Genomic DNA, 20,123 nt, shown 5'->3' on the forward strand with positions numbered 1-20,123 from the left:
TCCTTATACCCGGCCTTTTGCGACCGCCATGTAGGCGGGCTTGAGCAGGCGGTACTTCATCAGCCAGGCAAAATAGCTGTCCTGCAGCGGGTCGATCATTGGCAGCGAGGGGGTCAGCCGGTTTTCGTAGTCAAACTCGACCAGCAGGGCCGCGCCTTCTCGAAGCAGCAGCGGGCAGGAGGTGTAGCCGTCGAAGCGCTGCGACGGTTCGCGTCCGGCGATCACGTCCAGCAGGTTCTGGGCGACGAGTGGTGCGCTCTTCTTGATTGTTGCCGCGGTCTTCCCCTTGGGGGTGCCGTTGATGTCGCCAAGGCCGAACACGTTGGGGAAGCGACGATGCCGCAGCGTTTCACGGTCGACTTCGAGCCAGCCACCGGCGGCGAAACCGCCTTCTTTCCAAGACAGGGGGCTGTTCTTGACGACATCGGGCGCGCTCATCGGCGGCACAACGTGAATGAAGTCGTAACCGAGTTCGGTGCGCTCGCCCTCCGGACTGGCGAAGGTGGCGCGCTGGGCACCGATATCGACAGCAACCAGCTTGCTGTTGAACGTCACCGGGATGTCGAGCACGGCCCAGCGTTTCAGCACTTCCTCGTTGATGCTGGGAACGCTGAAGATGTTGCCGAGTGCGGAGTGAAAGAGCACTTTCGAGTTGCTGCGCGTCCCCGCCTGCTTGAGGCGGTCGGCAACCATGAAGGTCATCTTCAAGGGCGCGCCGGCGCACTTGAGTGCAGTGGCAGGCAGGGTCATCAGCGCGGTCCCGCCTTTCTGGCGGAAGGCATCCATCGTTTTCCAGGTGGTCTGAGCGGCCTCCGGGCTGGGGTAGACGCTGGTCAGTCCGTTCTGGCCAATGGCCTTCACGTCCATGCCTTCGATCTGGTCGAAGTTCATCTGCAGGCCGGTTGCGACAACGAGATAGTCATAGCCGATACGTCTTCCGCTTTCGGTCACGACCTCGTTGGCCTCGGGGTCAAACTCGGCGACCATCTCACGCACCCACTCGACGCCTGCCGGGATCAGGTCGGCATTGCGATCGCTGACTTTATCGACCGGCCAGATGCCTGTTGCCACAAGCGTGTAGCCGGGCTGGTAATTGTGGATTTCCTTGCGGTCGATGATGGTGATGCGCGCACCGTCAAGCTCACGTGCAAGACGGTTGGCGATTGCCAGTCCCCCCAGGCCGCTGCCTGCAATGACGACTCGCGCAGATGTCTGCAGCGCAGCTTTCGACTCCTGTGATACGACCGACAACCCGACACCCGAAGCAAGGGGCAGGCCGGTCATGCCCAGCAGCAGCCGCCGCCGTCCTGCGTCATGGTCATTTGCGGGTGCCTGAATGGGGTGGTTTTTTGTGTTCATACGCCTTCTCCTCCTGTCCGGAAAACCAGCTTCATGCAGGACACAGGATCAGCCACGCACTGAAGTTGACTATAAGTATATAAGAAACTAATGATGATATGACTTATGCCAGATGCTTGTGTAACTTTGGTTACATGAACGCAGCGCACTGGAGAGCCACATCGAAGCGCCCGATGCGGGCCCGGCTCATGTGTTCTTCGAGCTCGACCGGCAGCGGTCGTGGAGATTGGACAGCACGTGCGCCTGGTCGTCGTTGTCCAGGTTGAGGCGGGCATCGTCGCCCAGCTCTTCATCCCACAACCGCCGGATATTCGCTTGATACTCGAATGGCGTCGACGCGTCGATAGAGCGGGATACTGCAGTTCCATCGAAGCCCTGATCCTCGAATCGACGCCAGGTGTCGAGGGCGTCCTTCTTGCGCAGGCTTGATGCGGGCACCACCGTCCGGCCAGAAGGCGTCCCCGGTGGGCGCGCCGGTCAGGGCGAGGTCAGTCCATTGCGAATCGCGTATTTCGTGAGCTCGGCAACGCTGTGAAGTTCGAGCTTGCGCATGATGTTGCGCCGGTGAACGTCCACCGTGCTCGTCGCAATGCACAGGCGGTCTGCGATCTCGGGGGATGTGTGACCTTCGGCGAGCAACTGCAGTACTTCGCGTTCGCGACGCCCGAGTTTCTCGCTGGTGCGCAGTGCTGCCGGCGTCTGGGTGCGCACGCTGTCGACCAGGGTGGCGGCCGCTTCGTTGCACAGGTAGGTGCGGCCCATTGATACCGCGCGGATTGCCCGCAGGAGCTCATCCCGGCCCGCGGATTTGACGACATAGCCCGATGCGCCGGCGTCGAGCATCTGCAGCACGATGCGTCGGTCGGAGTAGGTCGACAGGGCGACGACCCGGATCCCGGGCTGTTCGGCCAAGATGCTGCGCGTAGCCTCAATGCCGCCCATGACGGGCAGGCCGATGTCCATCAGTACGACGTCCGGGTGCAGCTCACTGGCGAGCTTAAGGGCGTCCAGTCCGTCGCTGCACTCTCCGACCAGTGCAAGGTCGAGCTCGCGCTCAAGGACCACCTTGAGTGCTTCACGCAGAATCTTGTGATCGTCCACCAGCAGGATTCGAATCGTCATCCTGTTGCCCCTCCCTGATTGTGTCCCTTCTTCTTGCGGGGAATATGATTCTGATTGTGGCACCAGCCCCCGGTCTGCTGCTCACTTCCATATCGCCACCGATGAATTCAATGCGCTCCCTGACGCTGATGAGCCCAAAACCGCTTTCGCCTGCCGGACAGGAAACGGCTGTCTCGTAGTCGAAGCCCCGGCCCTGATCAGTCACCGTGATGGAGATCCGGTTGCCCTCCTGACGATGGCAGTCAATGCTGGCGACGTTGGTGTCGGCGTGCTTGGATACGTTGATCAGCAACTCCCTGATTGCCCTGAAGATGGTCGTGCGCGCGGGCTCCTCCAGAACGGGCAGGTCGTCCTCCCGCTCGATGCTGACCGCCAGTCCGTATAGACGCTCCATCTCCTCGCTCAGCCATTCGAGCGCCGGCACCAGACCCAGGGTGCCCAGAATCGGCGGACTGAGGTGCAGCATCAGCGACCGTACCGAACGGTGCGCCTGGTCGATGAGGCCTTCCATTTCCGACAGTGCTGCCTTGAGTACGCCCCGTCGCTCGCTGCCCTCGAGGGATGTGAGTTTGATCTTCACGATGGCCAGGGTCTGGGCAAGGTCGTCGTGCAGGTCCCGCGCCAGCAATCGGCGTTCCCGCTCTTCACTCAATGCCAGCTCGGCCATCAGGGTCCGCAACTGCGCAGTGCGCTCGCGGACGCGCTGTTCCAGTGAGGTCGCCATCGAGCGCATCGCAGCCGTGGCGTTTTCAGAGGAGATCCTTGCCTCGGTAATGTCGCTGTAGGTAATCACGACACCGCCAATGTGATGATGCTCGGTGCGGTAGGGGATGATGCGGCGCAGGTACCAGTGCTCATTCTGCGATTTGAACTCGGTTTGCACCGATTGCAGGTCTTTCAGTACCTGCGTGGCTTCATCGATGATTCCGCTGCCGAGGCCGGCAGTGGAAAAATCTGCAATCGGGCGGCCAATGTCGGTCGCGATGATGTTGCCGATGGATTTCATGCTCGGCGTGAGCCACTTGATCCGGAATTCACGATCGATGCAGACAGTGGCGATCTCACTGCTGGCCAGCAGATTGCGAATGTCGGCGTTGCTCGTCTGAAGCTCTGCGACCTTGTCCTGCAGTGTGCGGTTGGCGCCGTTCAGCGCCTCGTTGAGCGACTTCAGTCCGTCCCTCGATATCTCGAGTTCTTCGTTTGCGGACTGCAGTTCCGCGTTCATTGCGGCCACTTCTTCGTTGGAGATCTTCAGTTCTTCGTTGGATGTCGCCAGTCGCTCGATCACGCTCTGCAGGTCATCCCGGGTGGCGCGCAGTTCGCCCTCCAGCTGTTTGACCTGCGGGTCGCCGGCGGACTTGGCGCTCGCAGGTGGGTTACCCGCGTTCTCGAACACGACCAGCAGGTAACGGCATCCGCTTTCGTCGGGTCCTGCAACGGGAACGACGCTGAAGCGCACCTGGCGGTAGCCGTGGGCATCGCGCACGCGCGCATCATCGACAGTGACCGTCGTTCCTTCCTTGAGTGCCTGTCTGAGCGCACACCCGAGCCGAGACCGAAGGCCTTCGCGCGCTTGTGCGAGCACGTCGAGCGTCGGAGCGCCACGGGGCATCTGCAGGAAGTTCTCTGTCGGGCCGCAGAAATAGCGTGTTTCGAAGGTGGTGCTGACCAGCACCGCCGCAGGGGAGAACCGTTCCTGCAGCAGTTGACGGGTCAGACTCGCCACGTCCTCTTCCCGCGCCGGGGGCGTTTTGGCGCCGGGCGCTGTCGCTGACCAGCTGTCCGATCTAGTGGGCATGGGCACACCTGAAGTCTTGCAGCGCTCTCGGTGACGGTAAATGCGCCATTTTTTGGAAACCGGCACGAACAGATCCGCGTGTTCTCCAGGGGTTTCAGCGCAGCCGAGAAAGAGATGGCCGCCTGGGTTCAAGGCAAAATCAAACGAAGAAAAGAGCGCCTGCTGGGTGCTGGTTTCGAGGTAGATCAGCAGGTTGCGACAGCAGATCAGGTCCACTCTGGAAACGGGTGGGTCGCTGATGGCATTCTGCACTCCGAAAACCACGCAGTCGCGCACTTCCGTGCTCAGCTGATAACGACCATCCGGGTCGCACGGGACGAAGTAACGGGCGAGAAGGTCCGCAGCGACATGATCTTTGATCTCTGCAGGATAGATTCCTCGGCGTGCCTGTTGCAGGGCGTCTTCGTTGATGTCAGTGGCGAACACCAGAAGTGGGCACTGTTTCTCCGCACGGCGCAAGGCGTCGAGGATCAGGATCGCAACCGAATAGGCTTCTTCACCCGTCGAGCAGGCGGGCACCCAGACCCTGAGCGTTGCGCCTGCGGGAGCGGTCGCGACCATTGGCACAAGGACGTCGGTGTAGAGCACCTCCCAGGCCTCGGGATCACGGAAGAACACGGAAACGCCAATCAACATTACCTTGAACAGCGCTTCGCCTTCGTTCGGGTCCGAGTCGAGCATGCGCAAGTAATCCGGCAGCGCTTGCAGGCCATGCAGCCCCATGCGGTGACGGATACGGCTGATCAGCATGTCCTGCCTGAATTGACTGAAGTTGCAGGCATGACGTTGGTGGATCAACTCGAGAATCCGATCCAGGCATGCGCGGTCATCGCAGCCGGGCGGGGTGAGTGCGCATGCCATGTGAGCGGACTGCGCCGCGCAATGCGCCCGGGCGTCAGAGCGAACCCCAGTCGTCATGCTGACCGAAGGCGGCGACGGCGGCCCGTCCTCCCCATCCTGTCGGCGTGGCACGGACCTGAGGCCGTCTTTCGCCGGTTCTGCTGCGGGGAGCGGGGCGGCGGAGGGCGCTGTATTGTTGTTTGTCACCCGATGTCCCTTCCTGCGCTGGACTGTTTTGCACATGAAACACCACGTGGGCGGTGCACGTGCTTGCGCTTATCTGCCGAAAGTAACAAATCCAGACGGCTCGCGCAGTACCTGAAATCAGGTAGCAGCGTTGAGGCCGGATTTCGACTCGCGCCGACCTGCGTTCTGTCTCCTGTGGTTCGGTTTTCTCTGTGCTCCGAATGAAGGGCGCATCGTGTCGCATCGCAGCCTGGGTGCGCGCGTACCCGGTTTGAGCGCATTACAAGCTGCGGCTGATAATCAAAGTGACATTCTTTCCGGTCGCATGCCATGCAGGCATTGCGAAGGTGAGGACGAGGCGCCGGAACTGGACGGACTGGCAGTCACTACCATCGTCCCGGTAGCCCGAATTCGATCATTCAGGTATTACCCCGGTCGGAAATACACCCTAAGGTGAAGCAAACGGGTCGCTTGCGGGCGAACGCCGTTCCTGGGGCGTGAAGCCTGCAAGGTGGGGAAAGATCGGCCTGAGACCGGATCATGTCCCATATATGGTCCGTCCGCGGACAATGGGAGGGGAATTCATGCGTTCTGGCAAACGGTTGTTAATACTGCTGAAGGATGAACCTGCGCAGGCACAGGAAGCCGGGTGTCTGCGGACTGGCAGTCTGTGCGCCGAAGGCGCTGATCGAGTGGTGCCTGCAAAGTCCTCGATCAGGCAGAGCGTCGTGCTGCTGGCATGCAGTTTCGCTCTTCTGGCCGGGCAGGCCGGTGCAGTGGTGGCAAGCCTTGATGCGCTGCCCGCCGAATCGTGTGAGCCGGAACATGCGGCGGATGACCCCACGCGTGAGAAGACGCCCAGGAGCGGGACGCAATGCCCGGCCCAGACTGCGGAGCCAATACCAGCGCCGACGCAAAATCCAAAAGATGTCGAGGAAGGCCGGCGCGTGGGCATGCTGATGCTCTTCCTGCACATGATCGGCGGCAGCAGGACGCAATGAGCGTCATTGACACCTTGCGCTGACCGTTACTCCCACGCCCAGCTGTCTGCCGGAATCTTGAGAAAGACCTCTTCATCGGCGGCTGTGTTTGCCGAGAGTTCAAGCACGCCGCCCTCCTTGACACGCGCCCGCGTTCCGACCGCTCCGAGCAGCTCGGGCATTATCGATGGCCGCTGAGCAGCCGTCGGAAGCCATCCGAAATGTTCTCCCAGCAGCCCGAGCCAGGCGTCGAGCGATGGTTCGGACAGGCGGACGAGCTTGATGTCGATCTCACTGGTCATGGTGTTCAAGGCTGGCGATGAGCGTTCGATACCTGTTCACGTACGTGGGCTGAAAACAGCGGCTTGTTCTAAGGCTGTAAAAAAATACAGTATTTTGTTGCTGACCGCAATTCCCGGCACCATTAGTCTGATGTCGGACGTGCAAACGCACTCGCCCCGGCGGAAAGGCGAAGCTTCCCGGCGGGGCGAGTGCAAAACCGCAAGACTGGCTGCAGATGCAGGGTCAATGCGTCTGGTCGGACTCCTCCCACCCCGTGATCATGGCCTTGATGTGGGCGAAGACTGTATGCCCGGTGGTGGTGAGATAGACGTGGATGAAGAAGAAGGCCGTGATCATGAAGGCCCCGATCGTATGCGCCAGCGCAACCGACTCAAGCGACAGGTATTGCGCAAGACCGAGCTGCCCCCAGTTGCCGTAGAACAGATACAGCAGGCCCGACACCCAGATCAGCGGTGAGATGAAGGCCAGCAAGGCCAGGTAGGCCAGGCGCTGCAAGGGGTTGTGCTTGTGACGGGCGGTCTTGTGGAAGGGGTGCGGGCTGTTTCTGAAGATCCCGATGGTGTAGTAGTTGACCATCGCCAGCACGTTCTTCATCGATGGAAGGTATTGCCGCCACTCTCCCGTCGTGAATTGCCAGAAGATGGTGAAGGCCCACAGCACCAGCAGCGACCATGCAGCCAGGGTGTGCACGCTCACGGCCTTGCCAAAGCCCAGCAATTCGTAGCTGCCGTGTATCTCGAAACCGGTGATCATCATGATGATGATCAGCACAGCCTGCGACCAGTGCCAGAATCGTTCATAGCGCTTGTAGATGTAGATGCGTCCGGTGCTCATTGTTCATGCCTCCTGCGACGGGTGACGATGCGGATCAGGCCATGCAGCAGGCCTGCGCCGATGGAGCCGGCGATGAGCATGCCGCCCAGCATGTCGATCCATTTGTTGTGATCACGACCCGGAATGTAGATGTCCGTGATCTCGGCAAGGCGGCCGTCAGCGGAGCGGGTGTGGCATTCCTGGCACGGGACGGCTTTCTCCTTGGGCGCGACCATGTGGGTGATGAACCAGTTCATGCGGGTTTCGATGAAACCGAACTCGCCGCTGTAGGGAAGCTCCGCGTAATCCATGCCGGCCTTGATTGACTTGGCGTAATCGAAGTTGCCCCAGAAGGCGGTATCGTCCTTGCCGTACACATGATTGACGACCAGGGTCTTGTTGATCTTGTCGTAGGGCTGCTTGCCGTGCATGACCTTGAACGGCCAGATGCGGGCATTGGGGTCCTTCGCCGAGCCCTCGACCGCGTTGAGCTCAAGGACCTTCGTGTCGTCGATCTTGTCGGTGATCGCGATCTGATGAACCACGCCGTTGTACCACTTGTATACCGGGCGCACGTTCTCGCCGTACTCGAAGTCGCCTTTCTCGGCAGAGTAGATCAGATGCCCATGATCGTTCTTGATGAAGAGCGGCTTGCCGTCGGGTCCCCGCTTGCCGGCAGTTGACCAGTCCCAGAGCATCTTGGTCCCCAGGCCACCACGTGCGAATTCCGGAATGTGGCAGGTCTGGCAGGCGAGCTTGTCGGCATGCTGGTTGATCCGGGCTTCCTTGTGCGGTGCCACGCCGTGACAGGATTCGCATGTTGCCCGGTTGTGGTCGTCGTTGGGCAGGTCGAGCCCGTGCGTATCCTTCGGGTTCGCCGCGTAACGACTGCCCGAGGGCTGGTGTGCATTGAAGGTGTGGCAGTCAGCACAGGTCATGTTGGCGCCATCAACTGCCATATGCACATCGAGCTCCCGGCTTGGCTTGATCAGTGAGCTGTCCAGATCCCCGTGTTTCACCGCGTCTCCGCCACCGCCGTTGAAGTGGCAGGCTCCGCAGTTTTCGCGCCCGGGCTGCCCGACATGCTGGGCGATCTTCGCCAGATCCGGCGGTTGTACGATATTGCCGCTGCCCTTGGGCATTTCGCGTGGATCGTACAGCGGGTGCCCGGCGTCGGTGGCAATCTTCTTGTAGGTGCCCGTCGTATCGTGGCAGGCCAGACAATCGACATTCTCCTGATTGGTGAAGTCGAAATCCTTGCCCTCCCAGCCATAACCGGCGTGGCAGCTTGTACAGCGCGGCTCATTGGAGATCGGCGAACCGCAGAAGTTGTTCGCGGCGAACTTCTTGCCGAGCTTCTTGCCTGTGGTCGGGCTCACCGCTTCCCAGGTCCAGTGAATGCTCTTCATCACCTGGTGCCCTGCCTTGTTGTGACAGCTGAGGCAGGCGCGGGTGACATCAGGACCCGTCGCGAAAGGGCCCTTCAGCGCTTCGAGCTGGCTATGGTCCGTGGTAACAGTCGAGGTCGAGGCGGACTTCGCTGGCTGAGCAAGCGGCACTGTCGTCGCGAGTGCGGGTGTCGGGCCGTGGAGCAGGGTGACCAGCAGGCCCGCTCCAAACAGTTTTTTCCAGTGGATGTTCACGATGTCTCCTTGGTTCCAGGGGCGCGTGCGCGTTGCGCATGCGCCCATCCCTCTACCGTCGTACGGTGGGTCCCGCGAGGTTGCTCAGCGAGCAGTGCCGGGCAGTCTGTAAAGAAGTAAATCTATTTGTTCTAATGTAGTTTTGAGCATCAGGGCGTGAAGCCGGTGCCTTGCGGTCTGCTGCAGTTAGAGAACGCTGGCGTTGTCGCACGATGCGGCAACGCCAGCACGGAAATCAGCCGAGGGTGTACAGCCGTATGGCCGCGAGCGCGACGCCGGCCAGACACGCAAGTCCGGAAAACAGCCAGCGCCAGGCGAAGAAGCGTGGCTGGAAGCCAACGCCGGTTACGAAGCCGGCACTCATTGCCCAGAACAGCGCCATCGCGGCCCAGTGGTCGGCACCGCCGCCGGGTGCGGCGAGCGCCCCCGGCCAGATGGTGATGCCGAGCATGATGGCGATGGCGGCGAGCAGCGGCAGCAACTGAATGCTGCTGCCCGGCTGCGCAACCGCCGGGTCAGTTTGCCGGTCGGTCATCGTCGGTGCCCGCCGGGCGGGATCCGCCGCCCCGGGCCTCCTCGCGTGCGGCTTCGTTCTCGCCCCACATGGCGTTCAGAATTGCCAGCAGGACGGCAAAGCCGATGCCCAGTACCCATGCGAAATACCACATCGTGTGCTCCTTTCTCTATTGGCTCAGTAGGCCGAGTGTTCGTTTTCGCGGATGTAGGCGGCCGTGACCTTGCCCGACATCACCTTGTAGGCCCAGCTCGTGTAAATGATGATCAGGGGCATGAAGATGATCGTGGCCCAGAACATGATGCCCAGCGTGCGATGGCTGGAGACGCTGTCCCACACCGTCAGGCTTGCAGCCGGCATGGTCGAGGACGGCATCAGGAAGGGGAACATCGACACCCCGGCCGTACCGATCACGCCCACGATGGCGAACGACGATGCAACGAAGGCGGTGAGCGTGCGGCCACGCGCCACCATCAGCATGCCAACGGCGGTGCCGAGGTAGGCGACTGCCGGAACGATCAGCGTCAGCGGCATGTCGCGGTAGTTCGCAAACCAGGCGCCGCTTTGCTGCACAACGGTCTTCGACAGCGGGTTGGGCTGGGCTGCGGCATCGACGGCAGAGGTGATCACGTAGCCGAAGTTGCCCTGCGCCAGCCAGATACCGGCGCCAGTGAAGCCGACCAGCATCAGCGCACCGAATACCAGCGCTGCGGTGCGCGCCCGGCGCTGGATTTCACCTTCGGTACGGTGCGCCAGATAGATCGCGCCATGGAAGGTGATCATCGCCGTGCTCACCACGCCGGCAAGCAGCGCAAACGGATTCAGCAGGCCCCAGAACGACCCGGTGTAGTACGACACCAGGTTGTTGTCGAAGTGGAAGGGCACGCCCTGCAGCAGGTTTCCGAATGCGACGCCAAAGATCAGCGGCGGCACCGCACCGCCGACGAACAGGCCCCAGTCCCAGGTCGTCCGCCACGTGGTGTTGTGGATCTTGCTGCGGTAGTCGAAACCGACGGGGCGGAAGAACAGGGCCCACAGCACGGCCAGCATGGCCCAGTAGAAGCCGGAGAAGGCCGTGGCATACACCAGCGGCCAGGCGGCAAAGATGGCGCCGCCGCCAGTGATGAACCACACCTGGTTGCCATCCCAGTGCGGTCCTACGGTATTGATCACGACACGTCGTTCTTCGTCGTTCTTGCCGACGAAGGGCAGCAGCGTGCCGACGCCCATGTCGTGACCGTCCATGATGGCAAAGCCCACGAGCAGTACGCCCACGAGAATCCACCAGATGAGTTTCAGGGTCGGGTAATCGAAGATCATGGTTTTGGCTCCTGATCAGGCTTTGGCAGCAGCGTGGTGGGTTTCGTTGAGATAACGGCCAGTGCCGAGGCTGCCCGGCCCCTGGCGGGCAAAGCGAACCATCAGGTACATCTCGACCACGAGCAGCAGGGTGTAGAAGCCGATGAAACCGGCGAGCGAGCCATACAGACTTTCCACGGTCAGTGTCGACACCGAAAGGTGGGTCGGCAGTACGCCGTAGATGGTCCAGGGTTGCCGGCCATACTCGGCAACAAACCAGCCCATCTCACAGGCCAGCCAGGGAACGGGCAGGAACCACAGCGACCACTTCAGCAGCCAGGTGCGGGTCGCGAAATCGCCCTTGATCGAATACCACAGCGCAAGACCGAACAGCGCGAGCATGGCAAAGCCCATCGCCACCATGATGCGGAAGGTCCAGAACAGCGGCGCGACGCGGGGGAGGGTGTCGCGGGTGGCGCGGTCGATGATCTCGGGGGTGACATCATCCATCGACACGACATACTTCTTGAGCAGCAGGCCGAAGCCGAGATCGGCTTTTACCTTGTCAAAGGCAGCACGGGTCGCGTCGTCGGCCGGCGCCTGACGCAGCTTCTCAAGCAGGCGAACAGCTTCGATGCCGATGACGATACGCTCGCGATTCTTGACCAGGATCTCCTTGATGCCGGGCAGTTCCTTGTCGAGCGAGCGTGTGCCGATGATGCCCATCGCCCAGGGGATATGAATGGCAAAGTCGTTCTTCATCTCTTCCTGGTTGGGGATGGCGATGACGTTGAAGCTGGCGGGCGCCGGTTCGGTTTCCCACATGGCTTCCATCGCGGCGAGCTTGGTCTGCTGGGCTTCGCCGAGCGCGTAGCCGGACTCGTCGCCGAGCACGATCACCGAGCACACCGACGCAAAGCCAAAAGCGGCCGCAATGCGGAAGCTGCGCTTGGCAAACTCGATGTCACGCCCCTTCAGCAGATACCAGGCGGAGATCGACAGCACGAACATCGCGCCGGTGACATAGCCTGCCGACACCGTATGCACGAACTTGCCCTGTGCGACCGGATTGAACAGCACCGCCCAGAAGTCGGTGAGTTCCATGCGCATGGTTTCATAGCTGAACTCGGCACCGACCGGGTTCTGCATCCAGCCGTTGGCGATCAGAATCCACAGTGCCGACAGGTTGGTGCCCACCGCCATCAAAATCGTCACCAGCAAATGCTGTCGGCGCGAGAGGCGGTCCCAGCCGAAGAAGAACAGACCGATCATGGTCGATTCGAGGAAGAAGGCCATCAGGCCCTCAATGGCAAGCGGGGCGCCGAAGATGTCACCCACGTAGTGTGAGTAGTACGCCCAGTTGGTACCGAACTGAAACTCAAGCGTAATGCCGGTGGTGACGCCAAGTGCAAAGTTGATGCCGAACAGCTTGCCCCAGAATTTGGTCATGTCCTTGTAGACGGTCTTGCCCGTCATCACATAGACACTCTCCATGATGACCAGCATCCAGACCATGCCAAGTGTTAGCGGCACAAACAGGAAGTGGTACATCGCTGTTGCGGCAAACTGCAGCCGCGACAGGTCCACGAGTTGTTCACTGACCATCGTGTTCTCCATCAGTCGAGATTTGTTGTTTTGCAGATGCTGGCGGTGCAAACCTGGCTGCGACGCTGTCGGGCGCCACGGGCACTTTCTCCTCGCGGACGAAAACCCACCACAGGGCGGTGATCAGAACCAGCTTGATCAGGACGACCAGGACGAGTTCACGAACGAGTTTGCGATCGGACAAGGCAGCTTGTGGCATAGGAAACTCCAGGTTTGCTTCAATCCTATCAAGATCCGTACCATACGCGGAAGCAATAAAAAGTTGATGAAAATCAAATTGTTGGTTAAGTGTTTGAATATTTTGATTGACCTGTTTGTGCCATAGTGGCAGATTGGTTGCGCCAACATGTCAAGAGTGACAGTCCATGTCTGCCGACCCGCGACCACTGCCAGAACTCGTTTCATTCATTGAAACGCTGCCGGAACCCCACATCCTGTGCGACCGTGACTACCGGATCATCGCGGCCAATGCGGCGTATCGAAGCTCATGCGCCGATGGTCGCAGCGTGGTCGGTCGCACCTGCTACGACGTGTCGCATCACTACAGCGTCCCCTGCGACCGGGCGGGAGAGTCCTGTCCGCTGTCGCGGAGCCTGCAGTCCGGGCAGCGTGAGCGGGTGCTGCATCTGCATCACACGCCACGCGGCGAGGAGTACGTCAACATCGAGCTTTCGCCGGTCCGCGACGGCAGCGGCGACATCGCCTGGTTCATCGAGAAGATGGAGCCGATGCCGGTTGCGCGCGGCGTGTCGGACAACCATGGTCTCATCGGCCGTGCGCCGGCCTTTCAGCGCATGCTGGAACTGGTGGTGCGAGTTGCGCCATCGGAGGCCAGCGTCCTGCTGCAGGGCGAGTCCGGCACCGGCAAGGAGCTTGTCGCCAGTGCGGTGCATGAGGCCAGCCGGCGTGCGGATCGGCCCTTCGTGGTGGTGGACTGCTCAGGGCTGCCCGATACCCTGTTCGAGAGTGAAGTCTTCGGCCACGAACGCGGCGCCTTTACCGGGGCGGTGGCGCGCAAGCCGGGGCTCGTCGAGGCCGCGAGCGGCGGCACGCTATTCCTCGACGAAGTCGGCGACATTCCGCTGAGCATGCAGGTCAAGCTGCTGCGCCTGCTCGAAACCGGCACCTATCGTCGCCTCGGCTCAACCGAGTTGCGCCGTGCCGATATTCGTCTGGTTTCGGCGACCCACCGTCCCTTGCAGGAGATGATCGGCGACGGTTCGTTCAGGCAGGATCTGTACTTCCGCCTGAATACCTTTCCGATCATTGTTCCACCCTTGCGCGAGCGGCTTGAAGACTTGCCCCTGCTCGTCGGGTCCTTGCTCGAACGGGTCGCGCCGAATCGCGGACTTGAACTGTCCGCCGATGCCATGCAGGTACTCGCGTCTTATCCGTTTCCGGGCAATGTGCGTGAGCTGCGCAATGTGCTCGAGCGTGCGAGCCTGATGTGTGACGGCGACGTGATTCATCCTGAACATCTGGCTGAAGAGATCAGGCTGGGGGCTGGCGTCGTGTCCACGCCGGGGCGGTCTGCGCATGAGAGCGCAGCGATTGCCTTGGGCGGGAATTCGGTGCCGGATCTTGGCGAACTCGAACACCAGGTGCTGCGACAGGCCGTGATCAGCCACCGGGGCAGCCGGCGTGAGCTTGCCGCCAAACTGGGGTTGAGCGAACGCACGCTGTACCGGCGCCTGAAAGCACTCGGGCTGGACAAGGCGCTGGATTGACGGCTGCCAGATCGATTGGCAGGTACTGACATCGTGGCAGTTGTGGCAGAGAGGCAAGGTTTGGCCTGTTCTGCATGTCTATGAAAAGTATAGGTTTCCTGTTTGGCACGCAGATTGCTAATTCGAAAGTGAAGCGAGGCTGTATCGCAATCGTCGTCCGGTCTTCACCTCTGAGACCCCCCAACCCCTTGGTGCTGCGATTGCGTATGACAAGTACCTGAATGGCACGACATCCGGCCTCGCTTCCTTTTTTCGAACGCATTTCAATCGCAAGAACCGAACGAGGGAGCGTCCATGTCAGACTGCCTTAACGACCGTCGCAAACTGCTCATTGCCACTGGCGGAGCAGGTGCCGTTGCAGCCGCAGCGAGTGCCGTCCCCTTTGTGGCCAGCCTGACCCCGTCCCAGCGTGCGCGTGCCGCAGGTGCGCCGGTCGAGGCGGATGTCAGCAAACTGGCCGCCGGCGAGATGATGACCGTCGAATGGCGCGGAAAGCCTGTGTGGATTCTCCGCCGCACACAGGAAATGCTGGCTGCGCTCGAAGGCCATGATCAGGATCTCGCCGATCCAGGCTCCGGTGAAAACCAGCAACCGGCGTACGCGGCCAACCAGCACCGCTCGATCAATCCCGAGTTTCTGGTGGTTGTCGGCATCTGTACCCACCTGGGCTGCTCTCCCTCGGAGAAGTTCATTCCTGGCCCGGAAAGTGGCGTGCGGGCCGACTGGCCGGGTGGCTTTCTGTGCCCGTGCCACGGTTCCACCTTCGATCTGGCCGGCCGTGTCTTCCTGAGCCAGCCGGCGCCGACAAATCTTGAAGTGCCCCCGTACATGTGGCTGTCCGATGCAGTGGTCCGCATCGGCGAGGACGAGAGCGGAACGGCCTGAACTGGCGAGCCCCACCATCCTCGGCGCCCTCGACGGACGCAATCGGCCAGGCGGGAGCGATCGCCTCATGTTCGAGGCAATAGACAGCAGGAGTACCCATCATGAGAGTTGCAGTCACAAGCCAGAACTTCAGAACCGTCACCGCCCATGCAGGAAAGGCGAGGCGCTTTCTGATCTACGACATCAGCACGCCGTGTTCGCCACGTGAAGTAGAGCGACTGGACCTGCCGAAAGAGATGTCATTTCACGAGTTTCACGGCGGGCAGCATCCGATCGACGGAGTTGACGCACTGGTGACCGGCGGCGCGGGTGAGGGCTTTGTCGCGCGCTTGGGGCAGCGCGGTATCGAGGTCGTGATATGCGGCGAGAGCGATCCGCTGCAGGCGGTGAAGGACTACATCCAGGGCACGGTCAAGCCTGTGCCGCCCGGCGAACATGAGCATGGTCACCACCATCAGCACCAGCACTGATCCTGATTTGAGACGGGGAAATCATTACGGCGGCCGGCACATGCAGGCCGCCGTATTTCTTTGTGTGGCGGTGGCGTCGGGTTCAGCTCAGCCATTCGGGTCTGAGCAGCATGATCAGGCCCAGGCCAAGCATGGCGATGCCGCTGAGCAGCTTGAGCGCCCGGCCACCCCTTTCGCTGAGTTTCGCACTGCCCAGCGCAATGACGGCCAGCGTGACCATCAAGGCATCGTCCGCGATGTAGCCGACGATGTAGAGCCCAAGATAGGCATAGTGTGCAAGCGGGCCGAGCTGCTGCTGGGTGAGGACTGCCGTGTATAGCGCAGGCAGACCGGCAGTGCACAGGAGCTCGACGAAGTTGACGATGACGGCCAGCATCGCGACCCCGACCAGCGAGGCGCCAAGACGCTCGGCCTTCAGGATGCCGCGGATCCGGGCGTAGAGCCCGGGCTTCACCGAGTCGGGGATCGAGAGCGATATGCCGCGGCCCGCCGCGACAAAGTCCTTTACGTTGATGATGCCGATCAGAATGGCAACGCAGGCAAGAGCGGCCCGGAACGTCGCCGACATGCCCACGAACAGAAATATGTTCAGCCACGCGGCCATGAACGCGTAGTACACCGCGCCGCTCACCAGCACGAAGGTGCCAGCGACCAGCGCCATGCGTCTGCGGCTCTTCAGACGCACCAGCAGGGACAGCAGGAACAGCAGCAACCACATCGCGCAGGGGTTGAAGCCGTCCAGCAGGCCCATGCTCAGCGTGAACAGGGGCAGGCCCAGCTCCGAGGCGCTCAGGGTGCCGAACTGCCGGGTCTCGATTGCGTTGTTTACCGGTCGGTCTCCGATCAGTGCGCGCAGTTCGGCGCCCATGTGCTCGGCATCGTCGAAGCCGACCAGAATGCGGTCTCCGATCACGAACATGGGCACACCCGGCGGCCAGATCCCGGCGCTGCGGCTCAGCTCAATCAGCGCGTCGCGCGCGGTTTCGTCGCGATCGACTTCGCGGAAGATGATGCGGAGATCAGGACGCTCGGCAGCCAGTTGCCTGAGGAAGTCCTTCGCAGCGGTGCAATGCGGGCAGCCCTCGCGTACAAAGACCGACAGCACCGCAGGAGACGCGTTTGTCTCCACGGTCTGATCGGCCACGCTGGCGGCGCTGGCAGAAACGGCAATGGCGGCCAGCACAAGCAGGAGCAGCACGTGTGCCATCCGGAAGAGCGCGTGCCACTGAAATACGCCGCGCCGCTTCAGGGACGTGGCGCGATTTTCGTGGGGCGCGGATGGGGCGGCTCGACTCGTCGATTGCATGGGTGTTCACCTCCGGCCGCCCTCCAGCTTGCAGACACCTGCTGCGCTTCCCGCTGGCCCGGCGGCGGGCCGCATTTACTCGGGTACGCAGATCTGCTCCCGTTTCGCGGCGATCAGTGTTTTCCAGCTCAGCACGATCACCACCGCTGACAGCAAGGCGAGCAGGGTCCACCCAAGGCCGGCATAGAAAACGAGGCCGCTGCGCACATGCATTTCGAAGGTGGCGATCGCCATCGCAGCCAGAGGGAAAGAGTAGGCCCAGGCCGAGATGAAGAAAGGCAGGCGCAGGAAGCGCAGGGCGTTGCTTGCCAGCAGCAGGGTGAGGAAGAGCGCAACGAAGTACAGCACGCGCGCCGCGCCATCGAGCGAATCCGTCAGCGCGAGGTAGGAGATGAAACCCACTGCCGGCGGTGCAATGAGGATGAACAGGGTGGGTGTGAGTCGTGCCGGAAGCGCTTCATGGAAGAACAGGCGATAGAGCACGATGGTCAGGAGCACCAGCCAGAACACCAGCCCGATGCTGAAGAAGAACCAGCTGATGTCGGGCGGTGCGTAGCGTACGCCGGCAATCGGCACCAGGATATTGCCCACCACCGGAATGAACCATGCGGGGTTGGCGTGCTTGATGTCGTAATGCGTATGGTGAATCCAGCTGCTCATCGCGGACAGCGTGAACAGCAGGTGGGCGATTGCGCCCACGCCCCACATGTACCGCGCAACGCCGGGCGCCGTCGATGTCCAGGCGATCGACAGCAGGATGAGGCCGATGGATATGGCGGGAAAGAAGTTCAGCCGCACCGGGTGCGCGTGTTCGGCGGCAACAGCGTCCGGATGGCGGAGCAGCTTCATCGCGTACACGATGAGCAGAAAGACATACAGGCCGCTCGTGAGCAGGCGCAGCGATTCGCCGATCACCGCGGGGGCGCCGCCGACGTGGGCGGCCTTGATCCAGGCGATGCTCAGTCCGGCCATCCCCATTACGGTGGAAAAAAGGGCAACCGGGAAGTGCTCAAGCCTTGATTCAGCGCCCGGATGTGGTTTGACTGATGCAGAGGCGGTCACGGTTTGATACTCCGATTCAATGTTGAGGTTCGACCCCCGGCCGGTTCGCACACGGGGGCATGCGAACCGGCTTTCAAGGCTTACAAGGACTTGGTCGAGTAGTACCAGTCGACCGTGTCGTAACCTTCGGAAGCCCGTTTGTTCGCTGCATCTGCAGTCTTTGGCGGCGGCACGATGACGGGTTTGCCCGGACACCAGTTCTCGGGTGTGGCAACGCCATTTGCATCGGAGGTCTGCAGTGCCTGCAGCAAGCGGACGAACTCGTCGATGCTGCGACCATTGCTCATCGGATAGTAGACCATCGCCCGCAGAATGCCATTGGGATCAATGAAGAAGGTCGCCCGCACGGCCTGCGTGTCGGCCGCGCCCGGATGCACCATGCCGTAGGCGCGGGCGACATCCATTTTGATGTCCTCGATGATCGGGAAAGTGATCTCGACCCCGAATTTTTCCTTGATGTTGCGGGTCCATGCCAGGTGCGAGAACAGGCTGTCGATCGACAGGCCAAGCAGTTCGCAGCCCATTTCGGCGAACTTCGGCGCGGCATTGGCGAAGCCGATGAATTCCGTCGTGCAGACCGGGGTGAAGTCCGCCGGATGCGAAAACAGGATCAGCCACTTGCCGCGGTAGTCCTCGAGCTTGCGGTCGCCGTGCGTGGTCTTGGCGTTGAACGCGGGCGCGGGTGCGTTCAGTTGCGGGAAGCTGGCTTGTTGTACGTTTTCCATGATGTATCTCCTTGAGGGCCGGGCGATTTCGGGTACTTCATCTTTTGTGCCGGCGTTGGGTGGATGTCGGGCACGCGCAATGTGCCGTGCCTCATCTTTCCAACAGCAAGGCATGTGCCTGTATCACCCAGCCACGCCGGGGGCGCCTGAGGGCATTGTTTTTGCGGGGAAATTCCTGCGGCATGTGACGCGTGGCCCGTCGCGCGAACCGCCATCACGCCTGTTTTTCTGCCATTCGCTGCCGAAATGGCAGTGACAGCTTTCGGGCCAGCTCACGCAGGGTTCTTGCAAGTGTCTGTTGAAGAACATGTTTATCGATGACGAAAGAGTGGCACGAGACTTGATAGAGAGCTGTTGCCTGGCCGAATTGCGCCGGTCTCTTTGACAGGAACCCAGCCATGAAGAACAAGCTCCTCGCAGACAAATACCCCATCCACGTTCTGGAGCTCGAAAAGACCGAAACCCCTCACGCCCACCTCGATGAACTGCTGCGAGCCCTGGAAGCGAAGGCGGAGGCGGATCCGGGCGTCGCGATGATTGCGATCTTCGATCACTTCGCCCACACCACGGTGCAGGGGGGCGAGATCCGTCCGGACATCCTTGCGGCGAAGAACCTGATCTTCTGTTTCGGCCCCAAGTTGCCCGATCCGGCAATGATGGCGGTCCGCCCGCGCTCTATCGGTATCGCCGAACTGCCGGACCGCTTCGTCATCAGCTTCCTGGAAGCGCCGATGCCGGAAGCCAATCGCAAGATGACGGAGTGGGTTCTCGGTCTGCGCGGCGCAGCCTGAGCCAGACGACGATGATCGCGAACGGTGTTCCCGTGATCTTCAGGCCGGTCGAGGGGCACGCGACCGGCCAGATTGGCTATGTGCTGGGTGATTCCGCTGACGGAGTTGCTGTCGTTATCGACCCGCCGGCTGGCGAAACCGAACTGATCCTCGCGCTGCTTACCGAGAGTGGCCTGCGTCTGGTCATGGTGTTGCGCACCCATGTACATGCGAACGACACCGGAAACTGTGCCGCCTTGTGCGAGCGAACCGGTGCTGTGCTGGTGAGCGGTGAAACCGCCCGCAATGGATCAGATGCGGTGCGCCGGGTGGTTCATGGCGATGTGCTGACATTCGGGGGGCAGGTCATACGTGTGCTTGCCACCCCGGGCCATACGTCGAACTGTGTCAGCTACCTGTGGCACGACCGGCTCATGTGTGGTGACACGTTCGATCTTGGCAGTTGTTCCGCAGAGGGCGGCGAGGCGAACCCGGCCGAGTTGTACGACAGCCTGACCCGTCGTATCTTCCCCTTGCCCGATCAGGTTCTGGTTTTTCCGGCTCACCCGATGAAGGCCCGCCGTGTGGCAATGCTGGCGGAGCTGAGGGAACGTCTGACGCCAGTGCTCGGCAGGGGGCGCGATGCCTTCATCACCGAAATGGCATCGCGGCAGGGTGGCGGGTCGGCAGCGTCAGGAGCATCGCGCGCGTACTAG

Annotated in this window: 21 protein-coding genes; 6 read left to right on the forward strand and 15 right to left on the reverse strand. The window is 61.4% G+C overall.

Translation table 11 applies throughout. The features are described 5' to 3' along the window. Positions 1-3 precede the first annotated feature (3 nt). From CEW87_RS14600 to CEW87_RS14615, 4 genes are all read right to left on the reverse strand, one after another. The gene (locus tag CEW87_RS14600; RefSeq protein WP_108974104.1) at positions 4-1,359 is read right to left on the reverse strand and encodes an NAD(P)/FAD-dependent oxidoreductase; all 1,356 of its coding nucleotides are present in this window, start codon (positions 1,357-1,359) and stop codon (positions 4-6) included. Between the two features lie 186 nt (positions 1,360-1,545). Then, positions 1,546-1,797 (reverse strand): hypothetical protein, encoded by a 252-nt coding sequence (locus CEW87_RS14605; RefSeq protein WP_159098170.1) that lies wholly within the window; start codon positions 1,795-1,797, stop codon positions 1,546-1,548. 39 nt (positions 1,798-1,836) lie between these two features. Continuing rightward, a complete protein-coding gene (locus tag CEW87_RS14610; RefSeq protein WP_108974108.1) occupies positions 1,837-2,481 on the reverse strand; it encodes a response regulator in 645 nt (214 codons plus the stop codon). Beyond that, positions 2,435-5,077 carry a CheR family methyltransferase gene (locus CEW87_RS14615; RefSeq protein WP_159098171.1) on the reverse strand — a complete coding sequence of 881 codons (2,643 nt, stop codon included), beginning with the start codon at positions 5,075-5,077 and terminating at the stop codon, positions 2,435-2,437. Before CEW87_RS14615 ends, CEW87_RS14610 begins: the two co-directional genes overlap by 47 nt. An 812-nt stretch (positions 5,078-5,889) precedes the next feature. Between CEW87_RS14615 and CEW87_RS14620 the strand changes: the two genes are divergently transcribed. Continuing rightward, complete coding sequence (locus tag CEW87_RS14620) at positions 5,890-6,306, forward strand: hypothetical protein (RefSeq protein ID WP_159098172.1); 417 nt, start codon at positions 5,890-5,892, stop codon at positions 6,304-6,306. Between the two features lie 26 nt (positions 6,307-6,332). On the opposite strand, the gene CEW87_RS14625 is transcribed toward CEW87_RS14620, so the two are convergent. From CEW87_RS14625 to cydP, 8 genes are all read right to left on the reverse strand, one after another. Then, positions 6,333-6,587: a hypothetical protein gene (locus tag CEW87_RS14625; protein ID WP_108974114.1), complete on the reverse strand. Its 255-nt coding sequence runs from the start codon at positions 6,585-6,587 to the stop codon at positions 6,333-6,335. A 223-nt stretch (positions 6,588-6,810) separates the two neighbouring features. After that, on the reverse strand, positions 6,811-7,422 hold the full coding sequence (locus CEW87_RS14630; protein WP_108974116.1) for a cytochrome b/b6 domain-containing protein: 612 nt from the start codon (positions 7,420-7,422) through the stop codon (positions 6,811-6,813). Continuing rightward, positions 7,419-9,044 (reverse strand): tetrathionate reductase family octaheme c-type cytochrome, encoded by a 1,626-nt coding sequence (locus CEW87_RS14635; protein WP_234421541.1) that lies wholly within the window; start codon positions 9,042-9,044, stop codon positions 7,419-7,421. The genes CEW87_RS14630 and CEW87_RS14635 overlap by 4 nt, the downstream gene beginning before the upstream one ends. A gap of 235 nt (positions 9,045-9,279) precedes the next feature. Next, positions 9,280-9,579, reverse strand: a complete 300-nt coding sequence (locus CEW87_RS14640; RefSeq protein ID WP_108974120.1) for a cyd operon YbgE family protein — start codon at positions 9,577-9,579, stop codon at positions 9,280-9,282. Continuing rightward, entirely contained in the window at positions 9,560-9,712 is a 153-nt protein-coding gene (gene cydX, locus CEW87_RS22980; RefSeq protein WP_108974122.1) for a cytochrome bd-I oxidase subunit CydX, read from the reverse strand. Before cydX ends, CEW87_RS14640 begins: the two co-directional genes overlap by 20 nt. 23 nt (positions 9,713-9,735) lie before the next feature. After that, positions 9,736-10,878 carry a cytochrome d ubiquinol oxidase subunit II gene (gene cydB, locus CEW87_RS14650; RefSeq protein WP_108974124.1) on the reverse strand — a complete coding sequence of 381 codons (1,143 nt, stop codon included), beginning with the start codon at positions 10,876-10,878 and terminating at the stop codon, positions 9,736-9,738. A 15-nt stretch (positions 10,879-10,893) separates the two neighbouring features. After that, positions 10,894-12,462 (reverse strand): cytochrome ubiquinol oxidase subunit I, encoded by a 1,569-nt coding sequence (locus tag CEW87_RS14655; RefSeq protein ID WP_108974126.1) that lies wholly within the window; start codon positions 12,460-12,462, stop codon positions 10,894-10,896. Then, positions 12,452-12,661, reverse strand: coding sequence for a cytochrome oxidase putative small subunit CydP (gene cydP / locus CEW87_RS14660; protein WP_108974128.1), 210 nt, complete (start codon positions 12,659-12,661; stop codon positions 12,452-12,454). The genes CEW87_RS14655 and cydP overlap by 11 nt, the downstream gene beginning before the upstream one ends. Before the next feature lie 166 nt (positions 12,662-12,827). Here cydP and CEW87_RS14665 point away from each other — a divergent pair, with 166 nt between their 5' ends. The 3 genes from CEW87_RS14665 to CEW87_RS14675 all read left to right on the forward strand — a co-directional run bounded on the left by CEW87_RS14665 (position 12,828) and on the right by CEW87_RS14675 (position 15,544). Beyond that, positions 12,828-14,189, forward strand: a complete 1,362-nt coding sequence (locus CEW87_RS14665) for a sigma-54 interaction domain-containing protein (protein ID WP_108974130.1) — start codon at positions 12,828-12,830, stop codon at positions 14,187-14,189. Between the two features lie 294 nt (positions 14,190-14,483). After that, on the forward strand, positions 14,484-15,074 hold the full coding sequence (gene petA, locus CEW87_RS14670) for a ubiquinol-cytochrome c reductase iron-sulfur subunit (RefSeq protein WP_108974132.1): 591 nt from the start codon (positions 14,484-14,486) through the stop codon (positions 15,072-15,074). Between the two features lie 101 nt (positions 15,075-15,175). Beyond that, on the forward strand, positions 15,176-15,544 hold the full coding sequence (locus tag CEW87_RS14675) for a NifB/NifX family molybdenum-iron cluster-binding protein (RefSeq protein ID WP_108974134.1): 369 nt from the start codon (positions 15,176-15,178) through the stop codon (positions 15,542-15,544). Between the two features lie 82 nt (positions 15,545-15,626). On the opposite strand, the gene CEW87_RS14680 is transcribed toward CEW87_RS14675, so the two are convergent. From CEW87_RS14680 to CEW87_RS14690, 3 genes are all read right to left on the reverse strand, one after another. Next, positions 15,627-16,742, reverse strand: coding sequence for a glutaredoxin family protein (locus CEW87_RS14680; RefSeq protein ID WP_420094115.1), 1,116 nt, complete (start codon positions 16,740-16,742; stop codon positions 15,627-15,629). A 183-nt stretch (positions 16,743-16,925) separates the two neighbouring features. Continuing rightward, entirely contained in the window at positions 16,926-17,912 is a 987-nt protein-coding gene (locus CEW87_RS14685; protein WP_234421542.1) for an SLAC1 anion channel family protein, read from the reverse strand. A gap of 80 nt (positions 17,913-17,992) precedes the next feature. Continuing rightward, positions 17,993-18,637, reverse strand: a complete 645-nt coding sequence (locus CEW87_RS14690) for a peroxiredoxin (RefSeq protein WP_108974140.1) — start codon at positions 18,635-18,637, stop codon at positions 17,993-17,995. 398 nt (positions 18,638-19,035) lie between these two features. Here CEW87_RS14690 and CEW87_RS14695 point away from each other — a divergent pair, with 398 nt between their 5' ends. Together CEW87_RS14695 and CEW87_RS14700 are read left to right on the forward strand one after the other, a co-directional pair. Beyond that, complete coding sequence (locus CEW87_RS14695) at positions 19,036-19,428, forward strand: DUF6858 family protein (protein ID WP_108974141.1); 393 nt, start codon at positions 19,036-19,038, stop codon at positions 19,426-19,428. Between the two features lie 11 nt (positions 19,429-19,439). Next, positions 19,440-20,123 carry an MBL fold metallo-hydrolase gene (locus CEW87_RS14700; protein WP_108974143.1) on the forward strand — a complete coding sequence of 228 codons (684 nt, stop codon included), beginning with the start codon at positions 19,440-19,442 and terminating at the stop codon, positions 20,121-20,123.

The organism is Parazoarcus communis (assembly GCF_003111665.1).
GTDB lineage: Bacteria > Pseudomonadota > Gammaproteobacteria > Burkholderiales > Rhodocyclaceae > Parazoarcus > Parazoarcus communis_B.

Bases quoted from the DNA above. Each gene is read 5' to 3' on its own strand.
- CEW87_RS14600 (WP_108974104.1), bottom strand. From the start codon at position 1,359: ATGAACACAAAAAACCACCCCATTCAGGCACCCGCAAATGACCATGAC.
- CEW87_RS14610 (WP_108974108.1), bottom strand. From the start codon at position 2,481: ATGACGATTCGAATCCTGCTGGTGGACGATCACAAGATTCTGCGTGAA.
- CEW87_RS14620 (WP_159098172.1), top strand. From the start codon at position 5,890: ATGCGTTCTGGCAAACGGTTGTTAATACTGCTGAAGGATGAACCTGCG.
- CEW87_RS14625 (WP_108974114.1), bottom strand. From the start codon at position 6,587: ATGACCAGTGAGATCGACATCAAGCTCGTCCGCCTGTCCGAACCATCG.
- CEW87_RS14630 (WP_108974116.1), bottom strand. From the start codon at position 7,422: ATGAGCACCGGACGCATCTACATCTACAAGCGCTATGAACGATTCTGG.
- CEW87_RS14640 (WP_108974120.1), bottom strand. From the start codon at position 9,579: ATGACCGACCGGCAAACTGACCCGGCGGTTGCGCAGCCGGGCAGCAGC.
- cydX (WP_108974122.1), bottom strand. From the start codon at position 9,712: ATGTGGTATTTCGCATGGGTACTGGGCATCGGCTTTGCCGTCCTGCTG.
- cydB (WP_108974124.1), bottom strand. From the start codon at position 10,878: ATGATCTTCGATTACCCGACCCTGAAACTCATCTGGTGGATTCTCGTG.
- CEW87_RS14655 (WP_108974126.1), bottom strand. From the start codon at position 12,462: ATGGTCAGTGAACAACTCGTGGACCTGTCGCGGCTGCAGTTTGCCGCA.
- cydP (WP_108974128.1), bottom strand. From the start codon at position 12,661: ATGCCACAAGCTGCCTTGTCCGATCGCAAACTCGTTCGTGAACTCGTC.
- CEW87_RS14665 (WP_108974130.1), top strand. From the start codon at position 12,828: ATGTCTGCCGACCCGCGACCACTGCCAGAACTCGTTTCATTCATTGAA.
- petA (WP_108974132.1), top strand. From the start codon at position 14,484: ATGTCAGACTGCCTTAACGACCGTCGCAAACTGCTCATTGCCACTGGC.
- CEW87_RS14675 (WP_108974134.1), top strand. From the start codon at position 15,176: ATGAGAGTTGCAGTCACAAGCCAGAACTTCAGAACCGTCACCGCCCAT.
- CEW87_RS14690 (WP_108974140.1), bottom strand. From the start codon at position 18,637: ATGGAAAACGTACAACAAGCCAGCTTCCCGCAACTGAACGCACCCGCG.
- CEW87_RS14695 (WP_108974141.1), top strand. From the start codon at position 19,036: ATGAAGAACAAGCTCCTCGCAGACAAATACCCCATCCACGTTCTGGAG.
- CEW87_RS14700 (WP_108974143.1), top strand. From the start codon at position 19,440: ATGATCGCGAACGGTGTTCCCGTGATCTTCAGGCCGGTCGAGGGGCAC.